The organism is Bradyrhizobium sp. A5, from assembly GCF_042076515.1.
In the GTDB taxonomy this organism is placed as follows: Bacteria; Pseudomonadota; Alphaproteobacteria; order Rhizobiales; family Xanthobacteraceae; genus Bradyrhizobium; species Bradyrhizobium cosmicum.
Window position 1 is genome coordinate 5409016 of the sequence record NZ_CP148990.1, and the last position, 23990, is coordinate 5433005.

The following is a 23990-nucleotide window of genomic DNA, read 5'->3' on the forward strand; positions in this document are numbered from 1 at the left end:
GCCGCGGCGGGTAGCCGCAGCCGGGTCCTCACGCGAACGTGCGTCAGATCACCTTTTGTGACCTGGTCCGCTCTGACGTCGCTCCGATCTGCTCGCTCTTACATCGCCTCGTAGTTCGGACCGCCGCCGCCCTCCGGGGGAACCCAGGTGATGTTACCGTTGGGGTCCTTCACGTCGCAGGTTTTGCAGTGGACGCAATTCTGGGCGTTGATCTGGTAGCGCGGGCTCGCGCCCTCCTCGACCCACTCATAGACGCCGGCCGGGCAATAGCGATTCGAGGGACCGGCGAAGACGTCGTGCTCGGACGTCTTCTGCAGGTTCATGTCGGCAACCCGGAGATGGACCGGCTGGTCCTCCTCGTGATTGGTGTTGGACAGGAACACCGAAGACAGCTTGTCGAAGGAAATCTTGCCATCGGGCTTCGGATAGGCCTTGGGCGCGTGCTGCTTGGCCGGATCGAGCGTGGCGCGGTCAGGTTTGGCATGCGACTGCGTGCCGAACAGCGAGCCGCCGAACAGCGTGTTGCACCACATGTCGAAGCCGCCGAGCGCGACGCCGAGCACGGTGCCGAACTTCGACCACAACGGCTTGACGTTGCGGACCAGGAACAGATCCTTGCCGACGGACGAGGAGCGCCAGGCGTTCTCGTAGTCGACGATCTCGTCATTGGCGCGATCGGCTTTGAGCGCCGCTGCAACATGTTCTGCCGCGAGCATGCCGGTGCCCATCGCGTTGTGCACGCCCTTGATGCGGGGCACGTTGACGAAGCCGGCCGCGCAGCCGACTAGCGCGCCGCCGGGGAAGCTGAGCTTCGGCACCGACTGGTAGCCGCCCTCGGTGATGGCGCGCGCACCATAAGCGAGCCGCTTGGCGCCTTCGAAAGTGCCGCGGATCGACGGATGGGTCTTGAAGCGCTGGAATTCGTCGAACGGCGACAGATACGGGTCGTCGTAGTTCAAATGCACGACGAAGCCGACTGCGACGAGATTGTCGTCGTAATGATAGAGGAACGAGCCGCCACCGGTCTTCAGGTCGAGCGGCCAGCCGAACGAATGCTGGATCAGACCCTTCTGGTGCTTGGCCGGGTCGATCTGCCAGACTTCCTTCAGCCCGATGCCGAACTTCCCCGGCTCCCGGTTGGCGTCCAGCGCGAACTTGTTGATGAGCTGCTTGGTCAGGCTGCCGCGGGCGCCTTCGGCAAACAGGGTGTACTTGCCGAGCAATTCCATGCCGCGGGTGAAGGAGTCCTTCGGCTTGCCGTCGCGGCCGATGCCCATATCGCCGGTGGCGATGCCCCTCACCGCGCCCTGCTCGTCATAGAGCACTTCGGCGGCTGCAAAGCCCGGATAGATCTCGACGCCGAGCGCCTCGGCCTTGCGCGCCAGCCAGCGGCAGACATTGCCGAGCGAGCCGATGTAGCAGTGATGGTTGTCCATCAGCGGCGGCATCATGAAGTTCGGTAGCTTGATCGCACCGCCGCCCGTCATCCAGTAGAAGCGGTCTTCCTTCACCTGTGTCTTCAGCGGGCAGTCGGAATCCTCGCGCCAGTCCGGAATGAGCTTGTCGAGCCCGACCGGATCGATCACCGCGCCCGAGAGAATGTGCGCGCCGACCTCGGAGCCCTTCTCCACCACGACGACGTTGAGATCGGCGTTGATCTGCTTCAGCCGGATCGCCGCAGCCAGGCCCGATGGGCCGGCGCCGACGATGACGACGTCGAATTCCATGGATTCGCGCGGGGGAAGTTCTTCGGTGCTCATCTGATCTCAGCCCTTGAGACGGTCCTTGGGTCGATTGCGCCCTCTTGTTTCCGATTTTTCCGGGTAGGACAACCACGGAAATGCATTTCGCTGGGATGCAAGACGCCTTAAACTGAACTAATAGTCAGACTTTCCCATGATACCCGAACCCGCACCCACCGTCCGCGAGCTGCTCGCCTTCTATCTGGAGGCTGGAGTCGATTGCGCGCTCGCGGAGGAACCGATCGACCGCCTGGCGGAATTGGACGCTCCGCCTCCGGTCCTGCGCGCGGCACCGCCGGTCGAGGCGCCACGGCCCGTTGCTGCGCCTGCGGTGATGCGCGGCGAGGCAACACCCGCGCCCGACGTCGCAATTGCCTCGGCGCGCGAGGCCGCGCGCACTGCACCGACGCTCGAGGCGCTGCGCGAGCTGATGCGGGGTTTCGAGGGCTGCGCCCTGAAGCACACCGCGACACAACTGGTGTTCGCCGACGGCAATCCGCAGGCGCGTATCATGTTCGTCGGCGAGGCGCCGGGCCGCGATGAAGACATCGAAGGGCTGCCCTTCGTCGGGCGCAGCGGCAAGCTGCTCGATTTGATGATAGGCGCCATAGGCCTCAACCGCTCCACGGCCTACATCGCCAACGTGATTCCATGGCGGCCGCCCGGCAATCGCACGCCGACGCCGCAGGAAACGCAAGTGTGCCTGCCCTTCATCCAGCGTCAGATCGAGCTGGTGAACCCGGATGTGCTGGTGACGCTGGGCAATCCCTCGACGCAGACACTGCTCTCGACCCGCGAAGGCATCATGCGCACCCGCGGCCGCTGGTTCGACTACGAGACGGGCGGGCGCACGATCCGCGCACTGCCGACGTTCCACCCGGCCTATCTGTTGCGCTCGCCATCCTACAAGCGGCTTGCCTGGCAGGATCTGCGGGCGATCGCGAAGGTGCTGGCGCAAGGCGCGGCGTAGGCACACATGCCGTCATTCCGGGGCGCGGCGAAGCCGCGAACCCGGAATCCATTCCTCCACCAACTCTGTCGCTCGATGGATTCCGGACTCTCGCTTCGCGAGCCCCGGAATGACAAGCTACATTCCCTTCGGCCGCACGATGGCCCAGCCGACGCGCAAGAGTTGCTGGCGGCCGGTCACCAGCCATTCGAACGCACGCGGCACCTCCGGCACGATGCCGGGAAAGCGCGCGAGGATTTCCGGCGGCGGCGTGCCGGCGGTATCGGAGGCGCGCCAGACCACGACGCCGCCGGTCTCGCTGAATTTGGCCTGGTTGATCCACGGCGTGCGCGCGGGCTGGGCATCGATGAAGAGATGCGGACGGCCGGAATGCAGCGTGATCAGGCTCGCAAGCTGGGTCTCGCCAGCGACCGCGCGCAGGCGATGGTTGGTGCGGCGGGCAAAGCTCTCGTCGAAGAAATCCGAGATCGCGCGCGCCGGCATCGAGGTCGCGATCTCGCCGGCGCCGGTCCATGGCAGGAACAGCACGGCAAGCACGACGCCGGCGGCGGGCGCCGCGACGGCGGCGGCCCACACCATGCGCAGCATCCGCGCGCGGCGCATCGCGATGAGGTCGCCGGCCGCCACGACCACGGCCAGCCCGGACATGACCAGCACGACACCGGCGCCGCCGACGACGGAATCGAGCCCGAGCAGGCCGGAGATCAGCACCGCGCCGAGCGCAGGCGCCATCGCGAAGAAGTAGACGAAGTTGCGCGCGAGCGGTTCGACCGGCGGGCGGTAGATGATCGGCGCCTCCTCGCCCTTGGCGACGAACAGGCCGGTGTTGAGGAAGGTCAGCGCCGGGATCGCAGCGGCCCCGAGCACGAGGCCACCGAGCAGCCATGCCACGTGGATCGCGCGGGCGTTCAGCTCTGCGACCTCAGGCAGGGCCGGCAGGACGAGCGTCTCGGCCCGCATCAGCCAGACCGCATAGGGCAGCGCCAGCACGGCGACGACGATCAGGGCAAACAGCGGATCGAGCGCGCGCAGCGTGCGACGGCCGCCGGCGGTCGCGAGCGCGAAGACGACAATCAACAAGAGAAGGTAGATCGCCGCGGGCGTGGTGAGCAGCAGGAGGCCGGCCTCGATCGACCAGGCAAACCAGGCATTGCCGCGGCGCTGGCCGATGATCTGCCAGGAATGAAGCAGCAGCAGCGCCCACAGCGGCCGCGCCAGCACCAGCGGGCCGAAGTCGAGTGCGGACGAAGAGAAGGCCAGCACCGTCATGGTCAGCAGCACGGCGAGCACCGCCTGCTGCGAGCCGACCACGGCGCGGGAGAGATGATAGAGCGCGATGAAGGTCGCGACCTCGCAGAGCTCGGCCAGCAGATAGACGCCGAACATGTGGCCGCCGGCGGCGCGAAAGGCGATGTCGGCCAGCCAGACCGGCAAGGGGGGCCCAAGATCCGTGCCGACCTGGTACTCGCGACCGAACGCCAGCAGCGTCGCGAGGCTGCCGGGCGGGCTGCGGTAAAACACCAGCGCCACGAACAGCCACATCGCGGCCTGCAGCAGCACGGCGATCCACACGATCAGCCGCGGCCGGGCGCGAATGAGCTCGATGACCAGGGAGGTAAACCGCATGCAACGCCTGAAAGATGCAGCCAACCCGTCCAGCCGGCCCTATTCGCTCGCGCCTGTTTTGATAAAGGGCGTGACGCGTCGTGGCAACGCCAGTCTGCTCTAGAGCCCGAGGGACGCATCGATTTCGGTGGCTGCTTCCACCTGCAGCTCGACCTCGGTGACGGCAAACAGGTCCCGCACCGGCTCGACGGTCCAGGGCATGTGCTTGGCGCGCGCGGCGACGACGGGGGCAAAGAAGCTGCGGTGGTGGACGGTCGGACCGAGGCGGTTCAGCGCGTCGAGATGCTCGGGAACGCCGTAACCCTTGTGCTGCTCGAAACCGTAGCCCGGGCAGTCCTGCGCCAGCGCACACATCAGCCGGTCGCGCGTCACCTTGGCGACGATCGAGGCCGCGGCGATCGACAGCACGATACCGTCGCCGCCGATCACGGCCTCGCAATCGCATTCGGTGTCGAGCCGGTCGCGGCCATCGACGAAGACATGCCTGGGCTGCTCGGGCAACGCCACCACGGCGCGCTTCAGCGCCCATAGCGAGGCGCGCAGGATGTTGTCGCGGTCGATCCGGGCGCGCGAGGCGACGGCGACCGAGACCTGCGCGGTCGCGCAGATCCTGTCGAACAGCTTTTCGCGCTCCTCCGCCGTCAGCCGCTTGGAATCGTCGATACCGCGGGGGATGCGGTCGGGGTCGAGAATGACGGCCGCGGCCACCACGGGACCTGCCAGCGGCCCGCGACCGGCCTCGTCGCAACCCGCGATCGGCCACACGCCGCGCTTGATCAGCGCGCGCTCGCGGCGAAAGCTCGCCTTCGCGGGCGCGGCCCTCTTGCCGGCGTCCTTCTTTGGCGCGTCTTTGGCTGGCTTCCCGGCGGACTTGTCCCGAATCATGACCGGGATCGTGCGCAAGAGGCGTTGCTTGCGCAACCCGGAACCCCGGACAATTCCCGCTATTCAGGCCAGCAGCCTACTCCGCCAGATGCACACGGCGGTCCTCTCCCACCTCGATGCCCGGCGCGACCACGACTTCCCAAGGATGGCCGTCGGGATCGGCAAAATAACCGGAATAGCCGCCATAGTCGGTCTCGTGCGTGGGCTTCAGCAGCGTGGCGCCCTTGCCAACGGCGAAGGCGAGCACCGTGTCGACCTCCTCGCGCGTGGCGCAGTTCCATGCCAGCGTCATCCCGCGGAAGGTCGTTGGCCTCGGCTTGTCGGGCGAGACGGCGTCCGCTGCGAGCTGATCCCAGGGAAACAGTGCCAGCACCGGACCGCCGGTGTCGAAGAAGGCAACGGCCTCGCCGGTCGCCTTCAGGCGGCGCGAGAAACCGAGCGCGTCGTAAAAGGCGATGCTGGCGCTGATGTCGCTCACGCCCAGCGTGATGACTGTGAGACGCAGAACCGGGCCGGGGACGTCTTTACTCATGCTACGCCTCGTTTGCCTTCGTACTAGAACAGGCTGAGCTGAGCGCCGTCCGGCTTCGGCCTCGCAAAGTGATCCGTCGTCAGCTTCGCACGGCGCTTGTTGAGTCCGAGCCTGTCGCAGGCGATCTCGAAGCGGCGGCCGATGGTCCAGGCCATCGGGCCGGTGCCCTTCATCCGCTCGCCCCATTTTGCGTCGTAGTCGCGGCCGCCACGCATGTCGCGGATCAGCGTGAAGACATGGCGGTAGCGGTCCGGATAGTTCGCCATCAGCCATTCGCGGAAGAGATCGCGCACCTCCAGCGGCAGCCGCAACAGTATGTAAGAGGCTTCCTTGACGCCGGCGTGGGCCGCCGCGTCCAGAATGCGCTCCATCTCGGAATCGTTCAGCGCGGGGATCACGGGCGCGACCATGACGGTGGTGGGAATGCCGGCTTCCGAGAGCTGCTTCAGTGCTTCCAGCCGCTTCGACGGCGTCGACGCCCGCGGCTCCATGGTGCGCGCGAGTCTCGGATCGAGCGAGGTGACCGAGATCCCGACCTTGGCGAGGTTGCGCTTTGCCATGCGCGCGAGAATGTCGATGTCGCGCGTCACCAGCGCCGATTTGGTGACGATGCCGACGGGATGGCCGGCGCGTTCCAGCACCTCCAGAATGCCGCGCATGATCTTTCGCTCGCGCTCGATCGGCTGATAGGGATCGGTGTTGGTGCCGATCGCGATCATCCGCGGCTCGTAGCCGGGTGCGGCCAGCTCCTTTTCGAGCAGCGCCGGCGCCTCCGGCTTGACGAACAGCTTCGACTCGAAGTCGAGCCCCGGCGACAAGCCGAGATAGGCATGGGTCGGGCGCGCGAAGCAGTAGACGCAGCCGTGCTCACAGCCGCGATAGGGATTGATCGAGCGGTCAAAGCCGATGTCGGGCGACTCGTTGCGGGTGATCACCTTGCGCGAGGTGTCGACGGCCACCGTGGTCTTGAACGGCGGCAGCTCTTCCAGGCTCTGCCAGCCATCGTCGAAGGCGACCCGCGCCTCGGCCTCATAGCGGCCGCTGGCGTTGGACTGCGCGCCCCGCCCGCGCCTGCGCTGGCTGTCGATGGCGACAGCCAGCTCGGGGAAAGCGACGGGAAAATCGGAAGGCGCACCCGCCGGCTCGGAGGGCGCCGTGACCGGCGGGTGCTTGAGGGCACGAGAGGATGCTCGACTCATGAAGCCAAGATAGCACGCAACTGGAACAAATCAAGAACAAGAACGAGAAGCTGGAAAACAACCCCATGCACAGTAGCCGCCCAAATTTCAGGCGCGGTCTTTTGACATCACGCAACACGCCCGTCATGGCCATCCCGTTTGATGTCGGACAGGGATCAATCGTGCCGGAACAAAGTTGGTGACGGTCGCTGGGGTGAAAGTCGGCAGGAATATGAAAAATCAACAACAATCGGCCGCCACGCGCAGCGACCTCGATCTGCTCGATCGCTACTGGCGCGCCGCGAACTACCTCTCCGTCGGGCAGATCTATCTGCTCGATAATCCTCTGCTGCGCGAGCCGTTGCGGCCCGAGCATATCAAGCCGCGTTTGCTCGGCCATTGGGGCACGACGCCCGGGCTGAATTTCATCTACGCCCACCTCAACCGCGTTATCCGCGCGCTGGATCTCAGCGTGCTCTATGTCTGCGGTCCCGGCCATGGCGGCCCCGGCATGGTCGCCAACACCTATCTCGAAGGCAGCTACAGCGAGATCTACCCGAACATCGCGCGCGATACGGACGGATTGCGCAAGCTGTTCAGGCAGTTCTCCTTCCCCGGCGGCATTCCGAGCCATGCAGCGCCGGAAACGCCGGGCTCGATCCACGAGGGCGGCGAGCTCGGCTATGCGCTGGTGCACGCCTATGGCGCCGCGTTCGACAATCCCGACCTGATCGTCGCCTGCGTCGTCGGCGACGGCGAGGCCGAGACCGGCCCGCTCGCGGCGTCCTGGCACTCCAACAAGTTCCTCAATCCCGTGCACGACGGCGCGGTACTGCCGATCCTGCACCTCAACGGCTACAAGATTGCCAACCCGACCGTGCTCGGGCGGATGGGCGACGGGGAAATCCGCGATCTCTTCCGCGGGCTCGGCCATGAGCCGCTGTTCGTCGAAGGCGACGATCCCAAGCTGATGCACCAGGCCATGGCGGATGCGTTCGACGTCGCGTTCGCCAGCATCCGCTCGATCCAGCAGCACGCCCGCGACGGCCGCAAGAGCGTCGAGCGGCCGCGCTGGCCGATGATCGTGCTGCGCAGCCCGAAGGGCTGGACAGGTCCGAAAGAGGTCGACGGCAAGAAGGTCGAGGGCTTCTGGCGCGCGCATCAGGTGCCGGTCGCGGGCTGCCGCGAAAATCCGGCGCATCTGAAGATTCTCGAAGACTGGATGCGCAGCTACGAGCCTGAAAAACTGTTTGACGCGAGCGGCGCACTGATCCCCGAGCTCCAGGCGCTGGCGCCCGAGGGCAATCGCCGCATGGGCGCCAATCCGCACGCCAATGGCGGGCTGTTGAAGAAAGAGCTGAAGCTGCCGGATTTCCGCAGCTTTGCGGTCGAAGTGCCGCAGCCGGGGGCCGTCACCGGCGAAGCGACGCGCGAGCTCGGCAAATTCCTGCGCGACGTCATTCGCCTCAATGCCGCCGAGCGCAATTTCCGTATCATGGGTCCGGACGAGACGGCGTCAAACCGGCTCGAGGCCGTGTTCGAGGAAACCGAGCGGGTCTGGATGGAGCCGATCGAACCCTACGACGTCCACCTCGCGCAGGACGGCCGCGTCATGGAAGTCCTCAGCGAGCATCTTTGCCAGGGCTGGCTCGAAGGCTACCTCCTCACCGGTCGCCACGGCCTGTTCTCCTGCTACGAGGCCTTCATCCACATCGTGGATTCCATGTTCAACCAGCACGCCAAATGGCTCAAGGTGACGCGGCATCTGCCGTGGCGGCGTCCGATCGCCTCGCTCAACTATCTCTTGACCTCGCATGTCTGGCGGCAGGACCACAACGGCTTCAGCCATCAGGACCCCGGCTTCGTCGATCTCGTCGCCAACAAGAAGGCCGATATCGTCCGCATCTATTTCCCGCCGGATGCCAATACGCTGCTCTGGATCGCCGATCACTGCCTGCGCACCTACAACCGCATCAACGTGATCGTCGCCGGCAAGCAGCCGGCGCCGCAATGGCTGTCGATGCTGGACGCCGCCACGCATTGCGATGCCGGCATCGGCATCTGGAGCTGGGCGGGCAACGAGGACGCGACCGGCGAGCCCGATGTGGTGATGGCCTGCGCCGGCGACGTGCCGACACTGGAGACGCTTGCCGCCGTCGACCTCCTGCGCAAGGCACTGCCCGATCTGAAGATCCGCGTCGTCAACGTCGTCGACCTGATGACGCTGCAACCGAAGGAGCAGCATCCGCATGGGCTCAGCGATCGCGACTTCGACGGCCTGTTCACGTCAGACAAGCCGGTGATCTTCGCCTATCATGGCTATCCCCACCTGATCCACCGGCTGACCTATAACCGCACCAACCATGCCGGCCTGCATGTGCGCGGCTTCATCGAAGAAGGCACCACGACGACGCCGTTCGACATGGTGGTGCTCAACAAGCTCGACCGCTATCACCTCGCGATCGAGGCGATCGAACGCATACCGGGCCTTGCGGCCAGGGCCGCGGTTGTGAAGCAGCAGTTCCGCGACGCGCTGATCGAGCATTCGCGCTACATTCGCGAGCATGGCGAGGACATGCCTGAGATCCGCGACTGGGCCTGGCCGGGCAAGACGGGCTGACATCATGCCGGCGTCGGCCTCAGTTCTCGTCCTCAATTCGGGATCGTCAAGCATCAAGTTCGGCCTGTTCGACATCTCGGCGGCCGAGCCTGTCCTGCTCTGCAAGGGCCTGCTCGACGAGCACGAGGCCAGGCCCCGACTCGTCGTGAAAAACCCCGCCGGCGAAGACCTGTTCGAGACCCGGAGAGAAGCGTCGGATGCGGACAGCGGTCATCTGTTCGCCGACGTGCTCGCCTTCATCGAGGACCATTTCGGCAAAGGCCGTTTGGGTGCCGTCGGCCATCGCATCGTTCATGGCGGGCCGGAATATTCCGGTCCGGTCGAATTGACTGAAGAGGTCACCGCGAAGCTGGAGGCGCTGACGCCGCTGGCGCCGTTGCATCAGCCCCGCTGCCTCGCGCCGGTCCGCACCCTCAAAGCGATCCAACCCGCGCTGACGCAGATCGCCTGCTTCGATACCGCCTTTCACCACGGCCTCGCGCCGCCCGCGAGCAGCTTCGCCATCCCGCGGCGCTTCGAGGCGCGCGGCGTCCGGCGCTACGGCTTTCATGGGCTGTCGTTCGAATATGTCGCGGGCCGTCTCGCCGAAATCGCGCCGGACCTCGCAGCCAGGCGCACGGTCATCGCGCATCTCGGCAATGGCGCGAGCCTATGCGCGCTGCGCGATGGCCGCAGCGTCGACACCACGATGGGATTGACGCCGCTCGACGGCCTCGTGATGGGCACGCGCTGCGGCGCGATCGATCCCGGTGTGCTGCTCTATCTGCAACAGCACGAAAAGATGTCCGTCGAGGCGGTGCAGCACCTGCTCTATCACGAGTCCGGCCTGCTCGGCGTATCCGGGCTCTCCTCCGACATGCGCACGCTGCTCGCAAGCCGCGAGCCCGCCGCGCGCGAGGCGATCGACCTCTTCACCTTCCGCGCGGCGCAAGGGGTCGCGGTGATGGCGAACACGCTTCAAGGGCTGGACTGCCTCGTGTTCACCGGCGGCATCGGCGAGCATGCGAAGGAGATCCGCAGCGCGATCGGCGAGCGGCTCGCATGGCTCGGCGTGCGCATCGATCTCGTCGCCAACGACACGGCGCGCGAGCGCATCAACCGCAGCGACAGCGCCGTCGATGTCTTCGTCGTTCCCACCAACGAAGAGATCACCATCGCGCGCCATTGCGCCGCGCTGCTCCGCAAGCGGCATACCGCATGACATTTTTATGAATGATCTGCCGCAATGATGCCGTCGCGACTTCGCGGCATAAGGAGCGCATCAATCGCTGTGCGGACAGACCATGAAAACCCAGATCATCGAAGAGCTCGGACAGGGCGGCATCCTTCTGCCCGCTCTGGTGGCGGAAGGGCTTGCCGCCAACGACCGCATCAAGGTGCGAATGAGCGCGTTGCAGGCGGCAGTGAGCCATGCGCAGAACCCAGATCGTCCGGCCAGCGAGCTTGCGGTCGAGAGCCACGCCGCCGGGATCGCGCCTGCGGCGATCGCAACACTGATCGGGGGCGCCCATCTGATCGGACCGTCGCGGCTCGCAGCACCGAACCTCGCCAAGCTGATCAAGGAGATCCAGGACGACGCCGCAGCCATGATCCGCGCCGTCAGCGCCGGCGCGCCTTCGGAGGGAGAGAAGGCGAATGCGCGGCTGTCGGCCGTGCGCAGCGCCGGCCTGCTCGATGCGACCAACGACATCGATCTTGCCCGCATCGCCCGTCTCACCGGCGTCACTGAGGCGGCCGGCGACAGTCTCCATCGCCTGGTAATGGATCTGCACAAGGCGCTGAACAAGCTCGCGGCGAGCTGCGCGGAGGAAACGATCGAGGGCGCCCATGTGTTCGGCCTGCATGGCGAAGATCGCAGCGCGGTGGAGGCCTTCATGAAGGGCCTGAACGAGACGCGCGGTCTGAAGTTCAACCACCCCGGCCTCGACACCATGGCGACCCGCTCGGGCGGAAGGCTGCTGATCCAGAACGACATCGGCACCACCGATGCCCATGTCGTCGTGATCGCGGTCAAGAAGAACGCGGTCACCGTCACCTACACCGACGTGCACCTGGCGCGGGCCAAGTTCTTCATCTCGCTGTTTGACAAATTCGAGGCGACCTGGAGCGGGCTCGACCGTCACACCGCCGCAGGCCTTGGTGAAGACAACTCGTTCTATCTCGTCACCGGGCAGTTCCAGGCCTCTCATGCCGCCGATCGCAACGAATTCCTGACGGCCGTGGGCGGCGCACTGGTGTTCCTGATCGACTGGAACAAGGCGCGCAAGCTGTTGCGTACCTGGGTCGCCAAGGACGACGCGGCAAGGATCCTGGAATGGGCGGCGCGTCACCGGATCGGACACCGCGGCTTCCTCGAGCTCGGCGGCAACGAACTTCTGGGATCCGCGGTCCGCAACGCCGCCCCCGCGCGGATCGGCTTCGGCGAGAGGCTCGACCAGGCACTTGGCCGTACCGCCGCAATCGATTTCCTGAAGGCGGCGCTGCGCGCCTCGACCGGCGCGCTGCTCACGGGGCGCTCGGTCAGGACGGTACGCGACCAGATCGAGGCCGATCTGGTGCGACACCTGGAGCGCGTCGATGGCGCCCTGCTCGCCGCCGTGCTGCGCCAGATCGGATTGGCCCATGATCTCGTCGCGGCGATCTCTCGTCATATTGACGCGCTTCGGGTCGGCCGGCCCGCCGACCCGAAGCTGCTGGCGCGACGCTGCGGCGCGATCGAGCAAAAGGCCGATCGCATCGCGCTCGAAACCCGCAAGGAGATCGACCGGCTCAACGCGCGGCCGACGATCGGGCAATTGATCGATCGCGCCGAAGAAGCCGTCGACGAACTCGAACAGGCCGCCTTCATTGCCTCCCTCATGCCCGATCGGGCGGACCCGTCGCTGCTGACCGCGCTCGCCGAACTCTGCGCGGTCGCGATGACCGCGACCGAGGTCGCCGCCAGCGGGATCGCCGCAGCGACCGACGTACCGGAAGGACGGCGCGCGGATTCCGAGGACGCGCTGACCGCGGTGACCCGACTGATCGATGCCGAACATGCCGCGGACAGCCTGGAGCGCGCAACGACCGCGCTGGTGTTCGGCGGCGGCTTCGACGTCGCGACCTCGCTCTCGGTGCTCGAACTCGCGCGTGCGATCGAGCGCGCCACCGATCGTTTCGCGGGCTTCGGCCACCTGTTGCGCCGTCACATCATGATCGATCTCGCAGCTTAGGGGAATCACCATGCATATCGTGCGTATCGGCGCCGGCGCGACGGAGCTGCATTCCGCCGACGAGATCGGCGCCAAGGCCGCCAACCTCGCCCGGATGGCGACGCTGGGCCTGCCGGTGCCGCCCGCTTTCGTGCTGCCGGTCAAGCTGTGTGCGGACATCATCTCCCGCCACGCCCATGCCGAACATCGTCTGCGCGACGGGCTCAAGGAAGGAATTGCGTTCCTGGAACACGCAACCGGCAAGCGCTTCGGCGACCGACGGCAGCCGCTGCTGGTCTCGGTCCGCTCGGGTGCCGCCCGATCGATGCCGGGCATGCTCGACACCGTCCTCAATGTCGGCTGCACGCCGGATGCCGTGCACGGCCTGATCCGGGCGACGGGCCGGCCGCGGCTCGCCTGGGACTGCCGACGCCGCTTCCTGGAGAGTTTTGGCGAAACCGTGCTCGGACTGGACGCCGACGCATTCGCCGTCCGCATCGCCGAACTGGTTGGAGCCGAAGGGACTGACAGCGATCGCGAGCTCGACAGCGAAGCGCTGGAGCGGCTTGCCGGCGACGAACAGGCGCTGGTCGAGGATCGCGCCGATGGCTGGCTCGACGATGCGGTCGCTCAGCTCGAAGCGGCGGCGCAGGCCGTCTACCGGTCATGGATGAGCGAGCGTGCCCAGACCTACCGGAAGCTCCAGCAGCTCGAAGAGCTCGAGGGCACCGCCGTCACGGTACAGGCGATGGTGTTCGGCAACGGCGGGCTGGCCTCCGGCGCCGGCGTCGCCTTCTCGCGCGATCCTTCGACGGGAGCACCACGCCCGATGATCGATCTGGTCCTCGATGCGCAGGGCGAGGACGTCGTATCCGGCCGCCGCGCGCCCGACTCGGCCGACGCGATCGCGCGCGCACTGCCGCGAACCGAAGCCGAGCTCGGCGACGTGCTGAATCGGCTCGAGCGCGAGTTCACCGACGTCCAGGACGTCGAATTCACCGTCGAGGACGGCAGGCTCTGGATCCTGCAGACCCGGGCCGCCAAGCGCACCCCGCGCGCCGCGGTGAGGATCGCGATCGATCTCGTGCATGAAGGCCTGATCACGCAGGACGAGGCCCTGACGCGCATTGAAGACATCGATCTCGCCGCGCTCACGGAAACCAGCCTGGTTTCTCCCGGCAAGCCCGCAACCGCCGGCGTCGGAGCGTCCGGCGGCATCGGCATCGGACGCGCTGCCTTTGATTCCGAAAGCGCCCAGCGCCTCTCGGCCGCGGGCGAGCCGGTCATCCTGCTGCGTCCCGACACCAGCACCGCCGATGTCGCAGGCTTCGCGCTGGCGGCGGGCATCGTCACGGCGGTCGGCGCGCGGACCTCGCATGCAGCGCTGGTGGCGCGGCAAATGGGCAAGCCCTGCGTGGTCGGCTGCCGCGAACTGAAGATCGATCCCGTCGCGCGGCGGGCCCAGCTCGCCGGTGCCCTGCTGTGCGAGGACGAATGGGTCACGATCGACGGCGATGCCGGAGAGCTTCATCTCGGACGCTGCGAGACGGTCGAGACCCGGCCCGAGGCCGAGCTTGCCGAGATCGCCGCGTGGCATGCGCGGTCCGCCCCGCACAAGCGCCGCTCGCACGCAGCGAGCGGCTCAGTGAGTCCCGGATAGGATCTGGAAGCAGCCGATCGCCACCTCGATCACGATCAGAACCACCACCGCGATTTCGAGGCGCAGCGAGCGCTGGGTGTCGATGATGTCGGTCAGCGCGTTGGCGGTCTCCGACACCGCGGTGAGCTTGCGCTCGAGCGTGTCGAGACGCTCCTTCAATTCGTACTCGTCTTCGAGACGGGCATAGAGCCGGTCGAGCTCGGGCTTCTCCCAGAGCACGTCGGGTTTCTCGGCCACCGCAACACGGCCGGCGACGCGCTGCTGGACCAGAAGCGCGTTGCCGATCAGCTGCAAGATCGCCTTGCGCCGGCGTGGCGTGCGGCCGCGCTCGGCGAGCTCGCGTGCAAAGGGCTCGATCACGTCGAAGACCGCAGCGACGCGCCGCTCGTCGCGGGCGAGCGAGGTGCTCTTGGCGAGCGCGTCCGCAACGATCAGCAGCCGATCGTCGGAGAATTTGGCAAGGCAGATTGGCCCGCCCGGCTGGATCACCTCGGTGCTTTCGTCCTTGCAGAGCTGCGCCTGCGCGATCTCTTCCTCATAGGGGCTGAGCTCGCCGGTCACGCGGGACTTTAGGCTGTCGATCAGAACCTTCTCTTCGGAAGGAAGGAGGCCGATCAGCACCACGACGCCGTAGCGGAAGATGACGGCGAGTCCGGCATGGACGCGAAAGGCGGCGGGCGTCGAGGAGACAGGCGCACCGATCTCGAGCCCGGAGGGATTGATGCGTTCGCCCAGCATCACGGCGCGGATCCGCAAAGTCGGCGCGGCATCCGGCTTCGGGGACGTGGACGTCAGGCTAACAGCAAGTTGATCGGCGGTCATGCGAAGCTCTCGTCAGCAACACGGATTGCAGGATTTTCCCATTTCCGGCTTTCGTCCCGCTCGCATCCTCCTCTTGCAGGATTGCGATCTGCCTGCATGGCGCGCAATATAGGAACGAAATTCCGGGTTAAGATCGTTGAGGCGGCTTACGCCGAAATATTCGGCAATATTGCCACCCCGCGCGGGACATATTTGGATGCGATTGCTCTGGCAGTTTACCATCGCTCCCCGAAGCGCCGCCGAAAAGTTGCACTCGGCAAGGCCGCGTGTTTATGACAACATCATAACAAGCTACGCTTCTCCCGAAGTGCAGACACCGAAGCCTCAATCATGCTGAGCGTCATCATACCGACCGAAGGCGTCGAGCAGACGGCGGTCGCCACCCTGGCGGCGCTGGTCCCCGGTGCCGCGGCCGGCATCATCCGGGAAGTGCTTTTGATCGACGGCACCCGCAACGGCGTCATCGAGCGCGTTGCCGACGTCGCGGGCTGCCGTTTCGTCGGCTTCGAGGGCTCCTCGCAGGGCGCGGCGCTGGCCGCCGGCGCGCTCCAGGCCCGCTCGCCCTGGCTGATGTTCCTCCCCGCCGGCGCTGTGCTGGAAACCGGCTGGATCGAGGAGACCACCCAGTTCATCCAGGCCGTCTCCACCAGCGGCCGGGATCGTGCCGCGGTGTTCCGCTATGCGCGCTCTCCTTACGCCGATACCGGATTCCGCGACATGCTCCGCGCCGTCGTGCGCAAGCTGGTTGGTCCGCTAGGCGATCAGGGACTTTTGATCGCGCGTGACCACTACGACCGGATCGGCGGCTACCCGCCCCAAGCCCGCCGTTCCGAGGCACGGCTGCTGCGGCGGCTCGGCCGCTCCTCCCGGACCATGCTGCGCAGCCGGATCGTCATGGTCGGCTGAGGCCACCAGATACTTGCCAACGTCAAATAATTATTTGACTATGGCAAATATCGAGGTGAACCATGCCGACCAACGGTACCGACGACCACATCGCAGCGGTGCGCGCCTTCAACCGCTTTTACACCCGCAAGCTTGGCGTGCTCGACCAGCATCTCGGCAAGAGCCCGTTTTCGCTCAGCGAAGCCCGCGTGCTCTACGAGCTCGCGCATCGCGACGACCTTGCGGCAAAAGAGATCGGAAACGAGCTTGGTCTTGATCCCGGCTATCTCAGCCGCATCGTCCAAAGCTTCGACGAGAAGGGACTGATCACGCGAAGGCCCCTGCCCGCAGACCGCCGGCAATACCAGCTCAGCCTCACCGCCAAGGGGCGCCAGACCTTCGCCAAGCTGAACCTCGGCTCGCAAAACGAGGTCGCCGCAATGCTGGCTCCGCTTTCGGCCGGCGATGCAACGCGGCTCACGCAAGCCATGGCGACCATCGAGGACGTGCTGGAGCCGCGTCGACGCCAGCCCGCAGCGTTCGTGCTGCGCAGCCACCGCGTCGGCGACATGGGCTGGGTCATCTCGCGGCAGGCCGCCGCCTATGCCGCGGACTACAACTGGGACATCAGCTACGAGGCGCTCGTCGCCGAGATCTGCGCACATTTCATCAAGAACTACGACCCCGCGCGTGAGCACTGCTGGATCGCGGAAGCCAGTGGCGAGCCGATCGGCTCGATCTTTCTGGTCAAGGCCACGGACGAGATCGCCAAGCTCCGCCTGTTGCAGGTCGAGAAGAAAGCGCGCGGGCTCGGCGTCGGCCGCGCGCTGGTCGAGCAATGCATCCAGGGCGCTCGCGAGAGAGGCTACAGCAGGATGACGCTGTGGACCCAGAGCATCCTGGTCGCCGCACGCGGCATCTATCAAAGTGCGGGCTTCAGGCTGGTCGCCACCGAAGCACATCACAGCTTCGGGCAAGATTTGGTGGGCGAGACCTGGGAGCGGGATCTCTGACGGTCTAACTACACCGTCGCGCCCTGCGCCTTGGGCCTGCGCAGATGTTCGTCCAGCCGCGGCATGATCTCGACGAAATTGCAGGGACGCGTGCGGTAGTCGAGCTGGGGTTTGAGGATGCCGTCCCAGCCGTCGCGGCAGGCGCCGGGCGAACCGGGCAGGCAGAAGATGTAGGTCGCGCCCGCAACGCCCGCGGTCGCGCGGCTCTGGATCGTCGACGTTCCGATCTTGGCATGGCTCATCATGTGGAAGGCGATCGAAAAGCCGTCCATGCGCTTCTCGAACAAGGGCTCGATCGCCTCCGGCGTGACATCGCGCCCGGTGAAGCCGGTGCCGCCGGTGGTGATGACGACGTCGATGCCGGCATCCGCGATCCAGCGGCGGATCACGGCCCGGATCGCCTCGACATCGTCGGTGACGATCTCGCGCGCGGCAAGATGATGCCCCGCCTCGGTGAGACGATCGGCCAGCGTCTGGCCGGACTTGTCATCGGCAAGCGCGCGCGTGTCGGAGACGGTGAGCACCGCGATGTTAAGCGGGATGAACTGCTTCGTTTCGTCGATCGAGACCATTGCGTCACACCTTCTTTCCCACCCCACCGCCGTCATCCTGAGGTGCGCGCGCAAGCGCGCCTCGAAGGATGGGTTACGGGCTCGTCATCCTTCGAGGCTCGCCAAGAGGCGAGCACCTCAGGATGACGGATAACTCCTACGACCCGCCGCCGAACGTGTTGCAGGCCTGCACTGTGCCCTGCTGGTAGCCGGTCATGAACCACTGCTTGCGTTGCGCTGCCGAGCCGTGGGTGAAGGAATCGGGCACGACGCGTCCCGTGGACTGGCGCTGCAGCGTGTCGTCGCCGATCGCGCTGGCCGTGGTCAGCGCGGCGTCGATGTCGCCGGACTCGAGGAAGTTCGGCCGCTTCTTCGCCTCGCGATTGACCCAGACGCCGGACAGGCAGTCGGCCTGCAGCTCCACCTTCACCTGGAGCGCGTTGGCCTCGGCCTTGCTGCCGGCCTGCTGCTGCATCCGCGTCACACGCGGAATGATGCCGAGCAGGTTCTGGATGTGATGGCCGGCCTCGTGCGCGATGATGTAGGCGGTGGTGAAGTCACATGCCGACTTGCCGGAGCAACCGCGAAAGCGCGTCTCGACCTCGCGGAAGAAGCCGGTGTCGAGGAAGATGGTCCGGTCGGGCGGACAATAGAACGGTCCCATCGCCGACTGCGCCATGCCGCAGCGACCGCCATTGGTGGCGTTGCGGAACAGGACGATCTTCGGACCGGTGTAGTTCTGGCCGCTGGCCTGGAAGATTTCGCTCCAGCGGTCGTCGATCTCGCCGAGGATGCCGGAGATCATGCTGCCCATCTCGTCGGTCGGCGCGCCGCGCTTGGCGGAGGTCGACTGGCGATCGGTCTGGTAGGAGGGCGCCTGGCCGCCGCCGGTGAGGATCTCGGCGCCGCCGATCAGGATGCGCGGATCGATGCCGAAGGCATAGCCAATCAGGCCGAGCACGATGATGGTGCCGATGCCGAGCCCGCCGCCGCCCATCGGCAGGCCGAACCCGCCACCGCCGCCGCCGCCGCCATCATCGCGACGATCCTCGATGTCGTCGCTGCGGCGGAAATCATCGTAGCGCATGGCGGCTTCCCTCAAGTCCTTGATGGCGTCAATCTGGCGCACAGGAGCGCGAAAGCTCAACGCGCCACATACGTAAAATTTCCGTTGCCTTTATCAATATCGTGGTCGGCAAAAATTGCCTAGTGCGGCAGCATGCCGATGCCAGCAATTTTTTCCGAGTCCGTGCAGTTTTTTCCGAGAGAAATTTGGAGTCTTTCCGGCGCTCCGGCCACTCCCGCAGCGCGAAGAAGCGTGAAATGCACTGAAAAACTCAGCGAATATGCGCAACGAACCACGCGCAACGCGCGATACGAGGCCTGCTTACAAAAGCAGCGGGTTAAGTCGATTTTTACTTTGCCGCTTCATTGTAACTGTCAGTCGGTTGTTTGGTCCCGCGTCGCCGACAGCGTCGCCTGAGTCAGAGTTCTTGAGTCATGGTAGAGTCGCGTCGCGGGGCGTCTGCAAGGGCGCCCCGCACAAATTTTGAGTCTTCGTCGCATCGCATCATCCTCGGTGATTGCGTCGCCGAGATGTCGAAGCTTCAGGCTGGTTCGGTCGATCTGGTGTTCGCAGATCCTCCCTACAACCTCCAACTCAAGGGCGATCTCAAGCGCCCCGACGAATCCCATGTCGATGCCGTCAACGACGACTGGGACAAGTTCGATTCATTCTCCGCCTATGACGACTTCACCCGCGCCTGGCTGCTTGCCGCCCGCCGCGCGATGAAGCCGTCGGCGACGATCTGGGTGATCGGCTCCTATCACAACATCTTCCGCGTCGGCGCGATCATGCAGGACCTGGGCTTCTGGCTCCTGAACGACATCGTCTGGCGCAAGTCGAATCCGATGCCGAATTTCCGCGGCCGCCGCTTCACCAATGCGCACGAGACCATGATCTGGGCCGCGCGCGACGAGAAGGCCAAGGGCTACACGTTCAATTACGAGGCGCTGAAGGCAGCGAACGAGGACGTGCAGGCACGCTCCGACTGGCTGATCCCGCTCTGCACCGGCGAGGAGCGCCTCAAGGGCGCCGACGGCAAGAAAGTGCATCCGACGCAGAAGCCTGAAGGCCTGCTCGCGCGCGTGCTGCTGTCGTCGTCGAAGCCCGGCGACCTCGTGATCGATCCCTTCAACGGCACCGGCACGACCGGCGCGGTCGCAAAACGCCTCGGCCGCTCCTATATCGGCTTCGAGCGCGACAAGACCTATGCGAAGGCGGCGGAAGCGCGCATCGCCAAGGTCGAGCCGCTGCCGGAAGCAAGCCTCGCCCCGTTCATGACCGCGCGCGAAGCCCCGCGCGTGGCGTTCTCCGAACTGATCGAACGCGGCATGATCATGCCCGGCGCAAAGCTGTTCGACGCCAAGAAGAAGTTCGGCGCGCTGGTCCGTGCCGACGGCGCCATCATGTTCGGCGACAAGGTCGGCTCGATCCACCGCATGGGCGCCGTGGCGCAAGGCGCACAAGCCTGCAACGGCTGGACCTTCTGGCACGTCGAGACCAAGAAGGGTCTCAAGCTGATCGACGAACTGCGCGCCGAAATCCGCGCCGGCATGGCGGCGGGATGACGTTGCGGGCAGGGCAACGGCGCAAGGCGCCGTGCCACCATTGCGAGCAATCACCCAGACAACCGGTGGGCACGCTTCGGCTTGCCCGGCCTGCGCGGCTGCAGCGCTCCCGTCATCGAGTGACTCCGATGCTCGCCCGATATACGATGTTGCATTCCTTGGTTGGCGAGAGCGATGTCAGATGTCCGGCGGTCCAGTCCAACTCAGCACGGGGCGCGCAGTCGCAGCATTGGTTCTCTCAATGCTGCACATCCTGACGATCCTTGGCACGCAGTATCAGGCAGGAACATTCAGGCAACTCAGCTTTGGCTTCAACGACATCGTAAATTACGCCATCTATCTGTCGCCGGTGGCCGCCCTCTGGCTTCTCAGTTTCTTTGGCTACGCTGCACTTGCCCTCCTGGGGTCTCCCATCGTCGTGTTCTTCGTCCTGCGCATGCTCCATGTGCTGGAGTTCTACAGACATGGCTACAACTCGATGGCTGTTCAGAAAGGTGACAGCCTGGCTTTCTTCCACATCCTGTTCTTCATGCTGGTGCTCTTCGGTCTGGCCTTAATGATGGTGCTCGGCTTGATTGCATTACTTAACTGGTATCAGACCGCTGTCTTTCGCCGGGGCCGCCAAGCCGCTGCCGATCGTTGCCAGGCGCGCCAGCACGAGTAAAGGCGAGGCCGCTACTACGGGAGCGATGAGCCTTTGTTACGCCGGCTGTTCTGCGTGCCGCGCAGACACCACCCGACAAATTCGCCGGTTGCTCACTCGGACGAAGCTCAGGCAAGACAAATTCGCCTGGCGGCCAAAACGCTGCGGTCTGCGCCAGTAAAGACTGGGGAGATACTCAATGCTCAAATTCTATTTCAACGGATCGCCGAACCCGACCAAGGTCGCGCTTTATCTCGAAGAGGCCGGCCTGCCCTTCGAGCCGGTAAAGATCGACACCCGCAAGGGCGAGCAGTTCGCGCCGGAATTCCTCAAGATCAATCCGAACGGCAAGGTGCCGGCGATCGACGACGGCGGCACGATTGTTTTCGACAGCAACGCCATCCTGCTCTATCTCGCCGAGAAGACCGGAAAGTTCCTGCCTCCCGCCAGCGCGCGCGGCGAGACGCTGTCATGGCTGATGTTCATCGCCACGGGCGTCGGGCCCTATTCGGGCCAGGCCGTGCACTTCAAGCACTTTGCGCCGAAGGACCAGAACCACGACTACGCCCATAACCGCTATCAGTACGAGACCGATCGCCATTACAAGATTCTCGACGGTCACCTCGAAGGCCGCCGCTATATGGTCGGCGACAGCTATTCGATCGTCGACATGGCGCTGTGGGGCTGGGCGCGGATGGTGCCGTTCAAGCTCGGCGACGACGCCTTTGCGCGATACCCGAACGTGAAGCGGCTGGTGGACGAGATCTCGGCGCGCCCGGCGGCGGCGCGTGCGATCGCGCTAAAGGACAAGTTCACCTTCAAGGCCGAGATGGACGACGAGGCGCGCGCCAACATGTTCAGGCACATGACGACCAAGGTCGCCTGATCGCATCGCGCCGCTATGAGAGGCCACGCGCATGCGCGTGGCCTCTGGCTTTTCTACGCGGCGTGGACGGAGTTCAGGAACCTGGCGACTTCCTGCTTCAGCCGGTTGCTGTCTGAAGACAGCGAGCGCGCCGCCGAGAGCACTTGCGAGGAGGCCGAGCCGGTCTCGGACGCGCCGCGCTGCACGTCGCCGATATTGGTCGACACGCGCTGCGTGCCGTGAGCGGCCTGCTGGACGTTGCGGGAGATTTCCTGCGTGGCGGCGCCCTGCTCTTCCACCGCCGCCGCAACCGTCGACGAGATTTCCGACAGCCGCGCGATCGTGCCGCTGATTTCCCGGATGGAGCCGACCGACTCCTCGGTCGCGGCCTGGATGCCGGAGACCTGCTGGGCGATCTCGCCGGTCGCCTTCGCAGTCTGCTCGGCCAGCGCCTTGACCTCGGAAGCGACCACGGCAAAGCCGCGGCCGGCTTCGCCGGCGCGCGCGGCCTCGATGGTGGCGTTCAGCGCCAGCAGATTGGTCTGGCCAGCAATGGTGCTGATCAGTTCGACCACATCGCCGATGCGGGCGGCCGCCTTGGAGAGCTCACCGACGCGTTCATTGGTCCTGCTCGCCTGGCCGACGGCATCGCTGGCGATGCGCGCGGATTCCTGCACTTGGCGCGCGATCTCGGAGACCGAGGAGGACAGTTCCTCCGTTGCCGAGGCAACGGCCTGCACGTTGGCCGTGGCTTCCTGCGACGCAGAGGCGACCTCGGTGGATAGATCCTGCGCACGCGTCGCGGTCGATGTGAGCGTCCCGGCGGACGCCTCGAGCTGGTGCGACGCCGACGATACGGTGTTGACGATCTCACCGACCGCCTGCTCGAACTGATCGGCGAGCCGGACCATGTCGGCCTTGCGGCTCTCCGCCTGGCGCGCCTCAACTTCCACCTGCTCCGCGCGCATGCGCTCGGTGTCGATCATGTTGGTCTTGAACACCTCAATCGCCTTGGCCATGTCGCCGATCTCGTCGGCCTTGCCGCGCCCGGGGATCTCGACCTCGAGATTGCCGCCGGCGATCAGCCCCATCGCGCGCGTCATCGAGGTCAGCGGACCCACGATGCTGCGGGCGATCAGGAAGGCGACGATCACGCCGAAAAGGATGGCAAGCCCGCCCGCGATCTCCTGGATGGTCGTCGTCCCGTCGATCACCGCCTCGGCGGTAGCGCGCGAATCCTTGTAATCCTTCTTCAAGGCCGCTTCCGCGACCTTGAGCTTGGCGATGCTGTCGACGATGAGGGGCGCGAGGTTCTTGTGATAGATCTCGTCGGCCTGGAGCATCGCGGCGGACGTGGTCTCGAACGCGGATTTGTAGATTCCGAGCGACGTCTTCACCGGCGCAAGCGTGGTTCGCAATTCCGTCGCCTGCGGGCTCTTTTCGAGAGCCGTGAGCCGCTGCATGGCTCGGTCCACATTCGTCCTGAAATTGGCAGGCCCCTTGGTGTCGCGCAAGGCCAGGAAACGCCAGTTTGCGATCTGGACGAGGAGCAGCCTGGATTCGAGATCCGCAACGAGGGCCGCTGTGTCTTCATCGACGGCCGCGCGCGCCGTATCGACCAGCTTGCCCACCTTGACGGTCAATTCGTCGCCGCTCGGCAACAGCGTCGCCTTGCCTGTTCTCGCCTCGTTGACGGCGTCGCCGAGATTGTCACGCAGGCTTCGCATTTTGGCGATGTCGGCGATCAGATCGTTGTAGAGCTTGCGCCGTTCCTCGGAGAGCGTCCCCTTCGCCCCGACCTGCAAAAGCTCGGTCGCCGCAGTCTCGCGCTCCGCCGCCTCCCGCATCGCAGGCTCGTTGGCGTCGTAAATATAGCGCAGATTGGCCCGCTGGATCGCCTGAAGGTGGGTCGATATCTCCAGCACCCGCGCCGTGCTGTCCGAAAATGCCGAGGCCTTTGCGACCTGGTCCTGCACCGCCCGTAAATTCCAGACGGCGACCACTGCCATCACGAGACCAACCGCCACCAAGGCCATGAAACCTGCGTACAGGCGTCCCCTGATCCGCAAACGAAAGTTCGGCATTCCCACTGTCCACCCAAAAGCATGTGAATTCGAGCGGCCGAACGCGTCAGGCGATCGTCACGGCCACCCTGGCAGCCGCGAGTCGTTTCGGC

Annotated in this window: 19 protein-coding genes; 10 read left to right on the forward strand and 9 right to left on the reverse strand. The window is 65.5% G+C overall.

Annotated elements, in window-relative coordinates; genetic code table 11:
- Positions 1-98: 98 nt before the first annotated feature.
- Entirely contained in the window at positions 99-1760 is a 1662-nt protein-coding gene (locus tag WHZ77_RS25790) for an electron transfer flavoprotein-ubiquinone oxidoreductase (protein WP_375310526.1), read from the reverse strand.
- Between the two features lie 136 nt (positions 1761-1896).
- On the opposite strand from WHZ77_RS25790, the gene WHZ77_RS25795 reads away from it, so the two are divergent.
- Positions 1897-2712, forward strand: a complete 816-nt coding sequence (locus WHZ77_RS25795; protein WP_375310527.1) for a uracil-DNA glycosylase family protein — start codon at positions 1897-1899, stop codon at positions 2710-2712.
- Positions 2713-2829: 117 nt separating this feature from the next.
- Here WHZ77_RS25795 and WHZ77_RS25800 read toward each other — a convergent pair whose 3' ends face one another.
- From WHZ77_RS25800 to WHZ77_RS25815, 4 genes are all read right to left on the reverse strand, one after another.
- Complete coding sequence (locus WHZ77_RS25800; protein ID WP_375310528.1) at positions 2830-4338, reverse strand: glycosyltransferase family 39 protein; 1509 nt, start codon at positions 4336-4338, stop codon at positions 2830-2832.
- Between the two features lie 99 nt (positions 4339-4437).
- Positions 4438-5223 (reverse strand): ribonuclease HII, encoded by a 786-nt coding sequence (locus WHZ77_RS25805; RefSeq protein ID WP_375310529.1) that lies wholly within the window; start codon positions 5221-5223, stop codon positions 4438-4440.
- A 76-nt stretch (positions 5224-5299) separates the two neighbouring features.
- Positions 5300-5755, reverse strand: coding sequence for a VOC family protein (locus tag WHZ77_RS25810; RefSeq protein ID WP_375310530.1), 456 nt, complete (start codon positions 5753-5755; stop codon positions 5300-5302).
- Positions 5756-5778: 23 nt separating this feature from the next.
- The gene (locus WHZ77_RS25815; RefSeq protein ID WP_375310531.1) at positions 5779-6954 is read right to left on the reverse strand and encodes a PA0069 family radical SAM protein; all 1176 of its coding nucleotides are present in this window, start codon (positions 6952-6954) and stop codon (positions 5779-5781) included.
- A 211-nt stretch (positions 6955-7165) separates the two neighbouring features.
- On the opposite strand from WHZ77_RS25815, the gene WHZ77_RS25820 reads away from it, so the two are divergent.
- The 4 genes from WHZ77_RS25820 (at position 7166) to WHZ77_RS25835 (ending at position 14404) form a co-directional block, all read left to right on the forward strand.
- Positions 7166-9553, forward strand: a complete 2388-nt coding sequence (locus WHZ77_RS25820) for a phosphoketolase (protein ID WP_375310532.1) — start codon at positions 7166-7168, stop codon at positions 9551-9553.
- A gap of 4 nt (positions 9554-9557) precedes the next feature.
- A complete protein-coding gene (locus WHZ77_RS25825; protein WP_375310533.1) occupies positions 9558-10754 on the forward strand; it encodes an acetate/propionate family kinase in 1197 nt (398 codons plus the stop codon).
- A gap of 82 nt (positions 10755-10836) precedes the next feature.
- Entirely contained in the window at positions 10837-12765 is a 1929-nt protein-coding gene (locus tag WHZ77_RS25830) for a hypothetical protein (protein WP_375310534.1), read from the forward strand.
- 10 nt (positions 12766-12775) lie between these two features.
- Positions 12776-14404: a PEP/pyruvate-binding domain-containing protein gene (locus WHZ77_RS25835; protein ID WP_375310535.1), complete on the forward strand. Its 1629-nt coding sequence runs from the start codon at positions 12776-12778 to the stop codon at positions 14402-14404.
- Here WHZ77_RS25835 and WHZ77_RS25840 read toward each other — a convergent pair.
- Complete coding sequence (locus tag WHZ77_RS25840) at positions 14387-15226, reverse strand: RMD1 family protein (RefSeq protein WP_375310536.1); 840 nt, start codon at positions 15224-15226, stop codon at positions 14387-14389. The genes WHZ77_RS25835 and WHZ77_RS25840 overlap by 18 nt on opposite strands.
- 330 nt (positions 15227-15556) lie before the next feature.
- On the opposite strand from WHZ77_RS25840, the gene WHZ77_RS25845 reads away from it, so the two are divergent.
- Positions 15557-16132: a glycosyl transferase gene (locus WHZ77_RS25845; protein ID WP_151643269.1), complete on the forward strand. Its 576-nt coding sequence runs from the start codon at positions 15557-15559 to the stop codon at positions 16130-16132.
- Between the two features lie 62 nt (positions 16133-16194).
- Positions 16195-17124, forward strand: a complete 930-nt coding sequence (locus WHZ77_RS25850; protein ID WP_375310537.1) for a GNAT family N-acetyltransferase — start codon at positions 16195-16197, stop codon at positions 17122-17124.
- 8 nt (positions 17125-17132) lie between these two features.
- Here WHZ77_RS25850 and moaB read toward each other — a convergent pair whose 3' ends face one another.
- Both moaB and WHZ77_RS25860 read right to left on the reverse strand, forming a co-directional pair.
- A complete protein-coding gene (moaB, locus tag WHZ77_RS25855; RefSeq protein WP_375310538.1) occupies positions 17133-17696 on the reverse strand; it encodes a molybdenum cofactor biosynthesis protein B in 564 nt (187 codons plus the stop codon).
- A 136-nt stretch (positions 17697-17832) separates the two neighbouring features.
- Complete coding sequence (locus WHZ77_RS25860) at positions 17833-18762, reverse strand: neutral zinc metallopeptidase (protein ID WP_375310539.1); 930 nt, start codon at positions 18760-18762, stop codon at positions 17833-17835.
- A 413-nt stretch (positions 18763-19175) separates the two neighbouring features.
- On the opposite strand from WHZ77_RS25860, the gene WHZ77_RS25865 reads away from it, so the two are divergent.
- From WHZ77_RS25865 to WHZ77_RS25875, 3 genes are all read left to right on the forward strand, one after another.
- Complete coding sequence (locus WHZ77_RS25865) at positions 19176-20306, forward strand: site-specific DNA-methyltransferase (protein WP_375310540.1); 1131 nt, start codon at positions 19176-19178, stop codon at positions 20304-20306.
- Between the two features lie 241 nt (positions 20307-20547).
- Positions 20548-20970, forward strand: coding sequence for a hypothetical protein (locus tag WHZ77_RS25870; protein ID WP_375310541.1), 423 nt, complete (start codon positions 20548-20550; stop codon positions 20968-20970).
- 178 nt (positions 20971-21148) lie between these two features.
- Positions 21149-21835 carry a glutathione S-transferase family protein gene (locus WHZ77_RS25875; RefSeq protein ID WP_375310542.1) on the forward strand — a complete coding sequence of 229 codons (687 nt, stop codon included), beginning with the start codon at positions 21149-21151 and terminating at the stop codon, positions 21833-21835.
- 53 nt (positions 21836-21888) lie between these two features.
- Here the strand turns inward: WHZ77_RS25875 and WHZ77_RS25880 are convergent, their stop codons facing one another.
- Positions 21889-23898 carry a methyl-accepting chemotaxis protein gene (locus WHZ77_RS25880; RefSeq protein ID WP_375310543.1) on the reverse strand — a complete coding sequence of 670 codons (2010 nt, stop codon included), beginning with the start codon at positions 23896-23898 and terminating at the stop codon, positions 21889-21891.
- Positions 23899-23990: the final 92 nt, after the last annotated feature.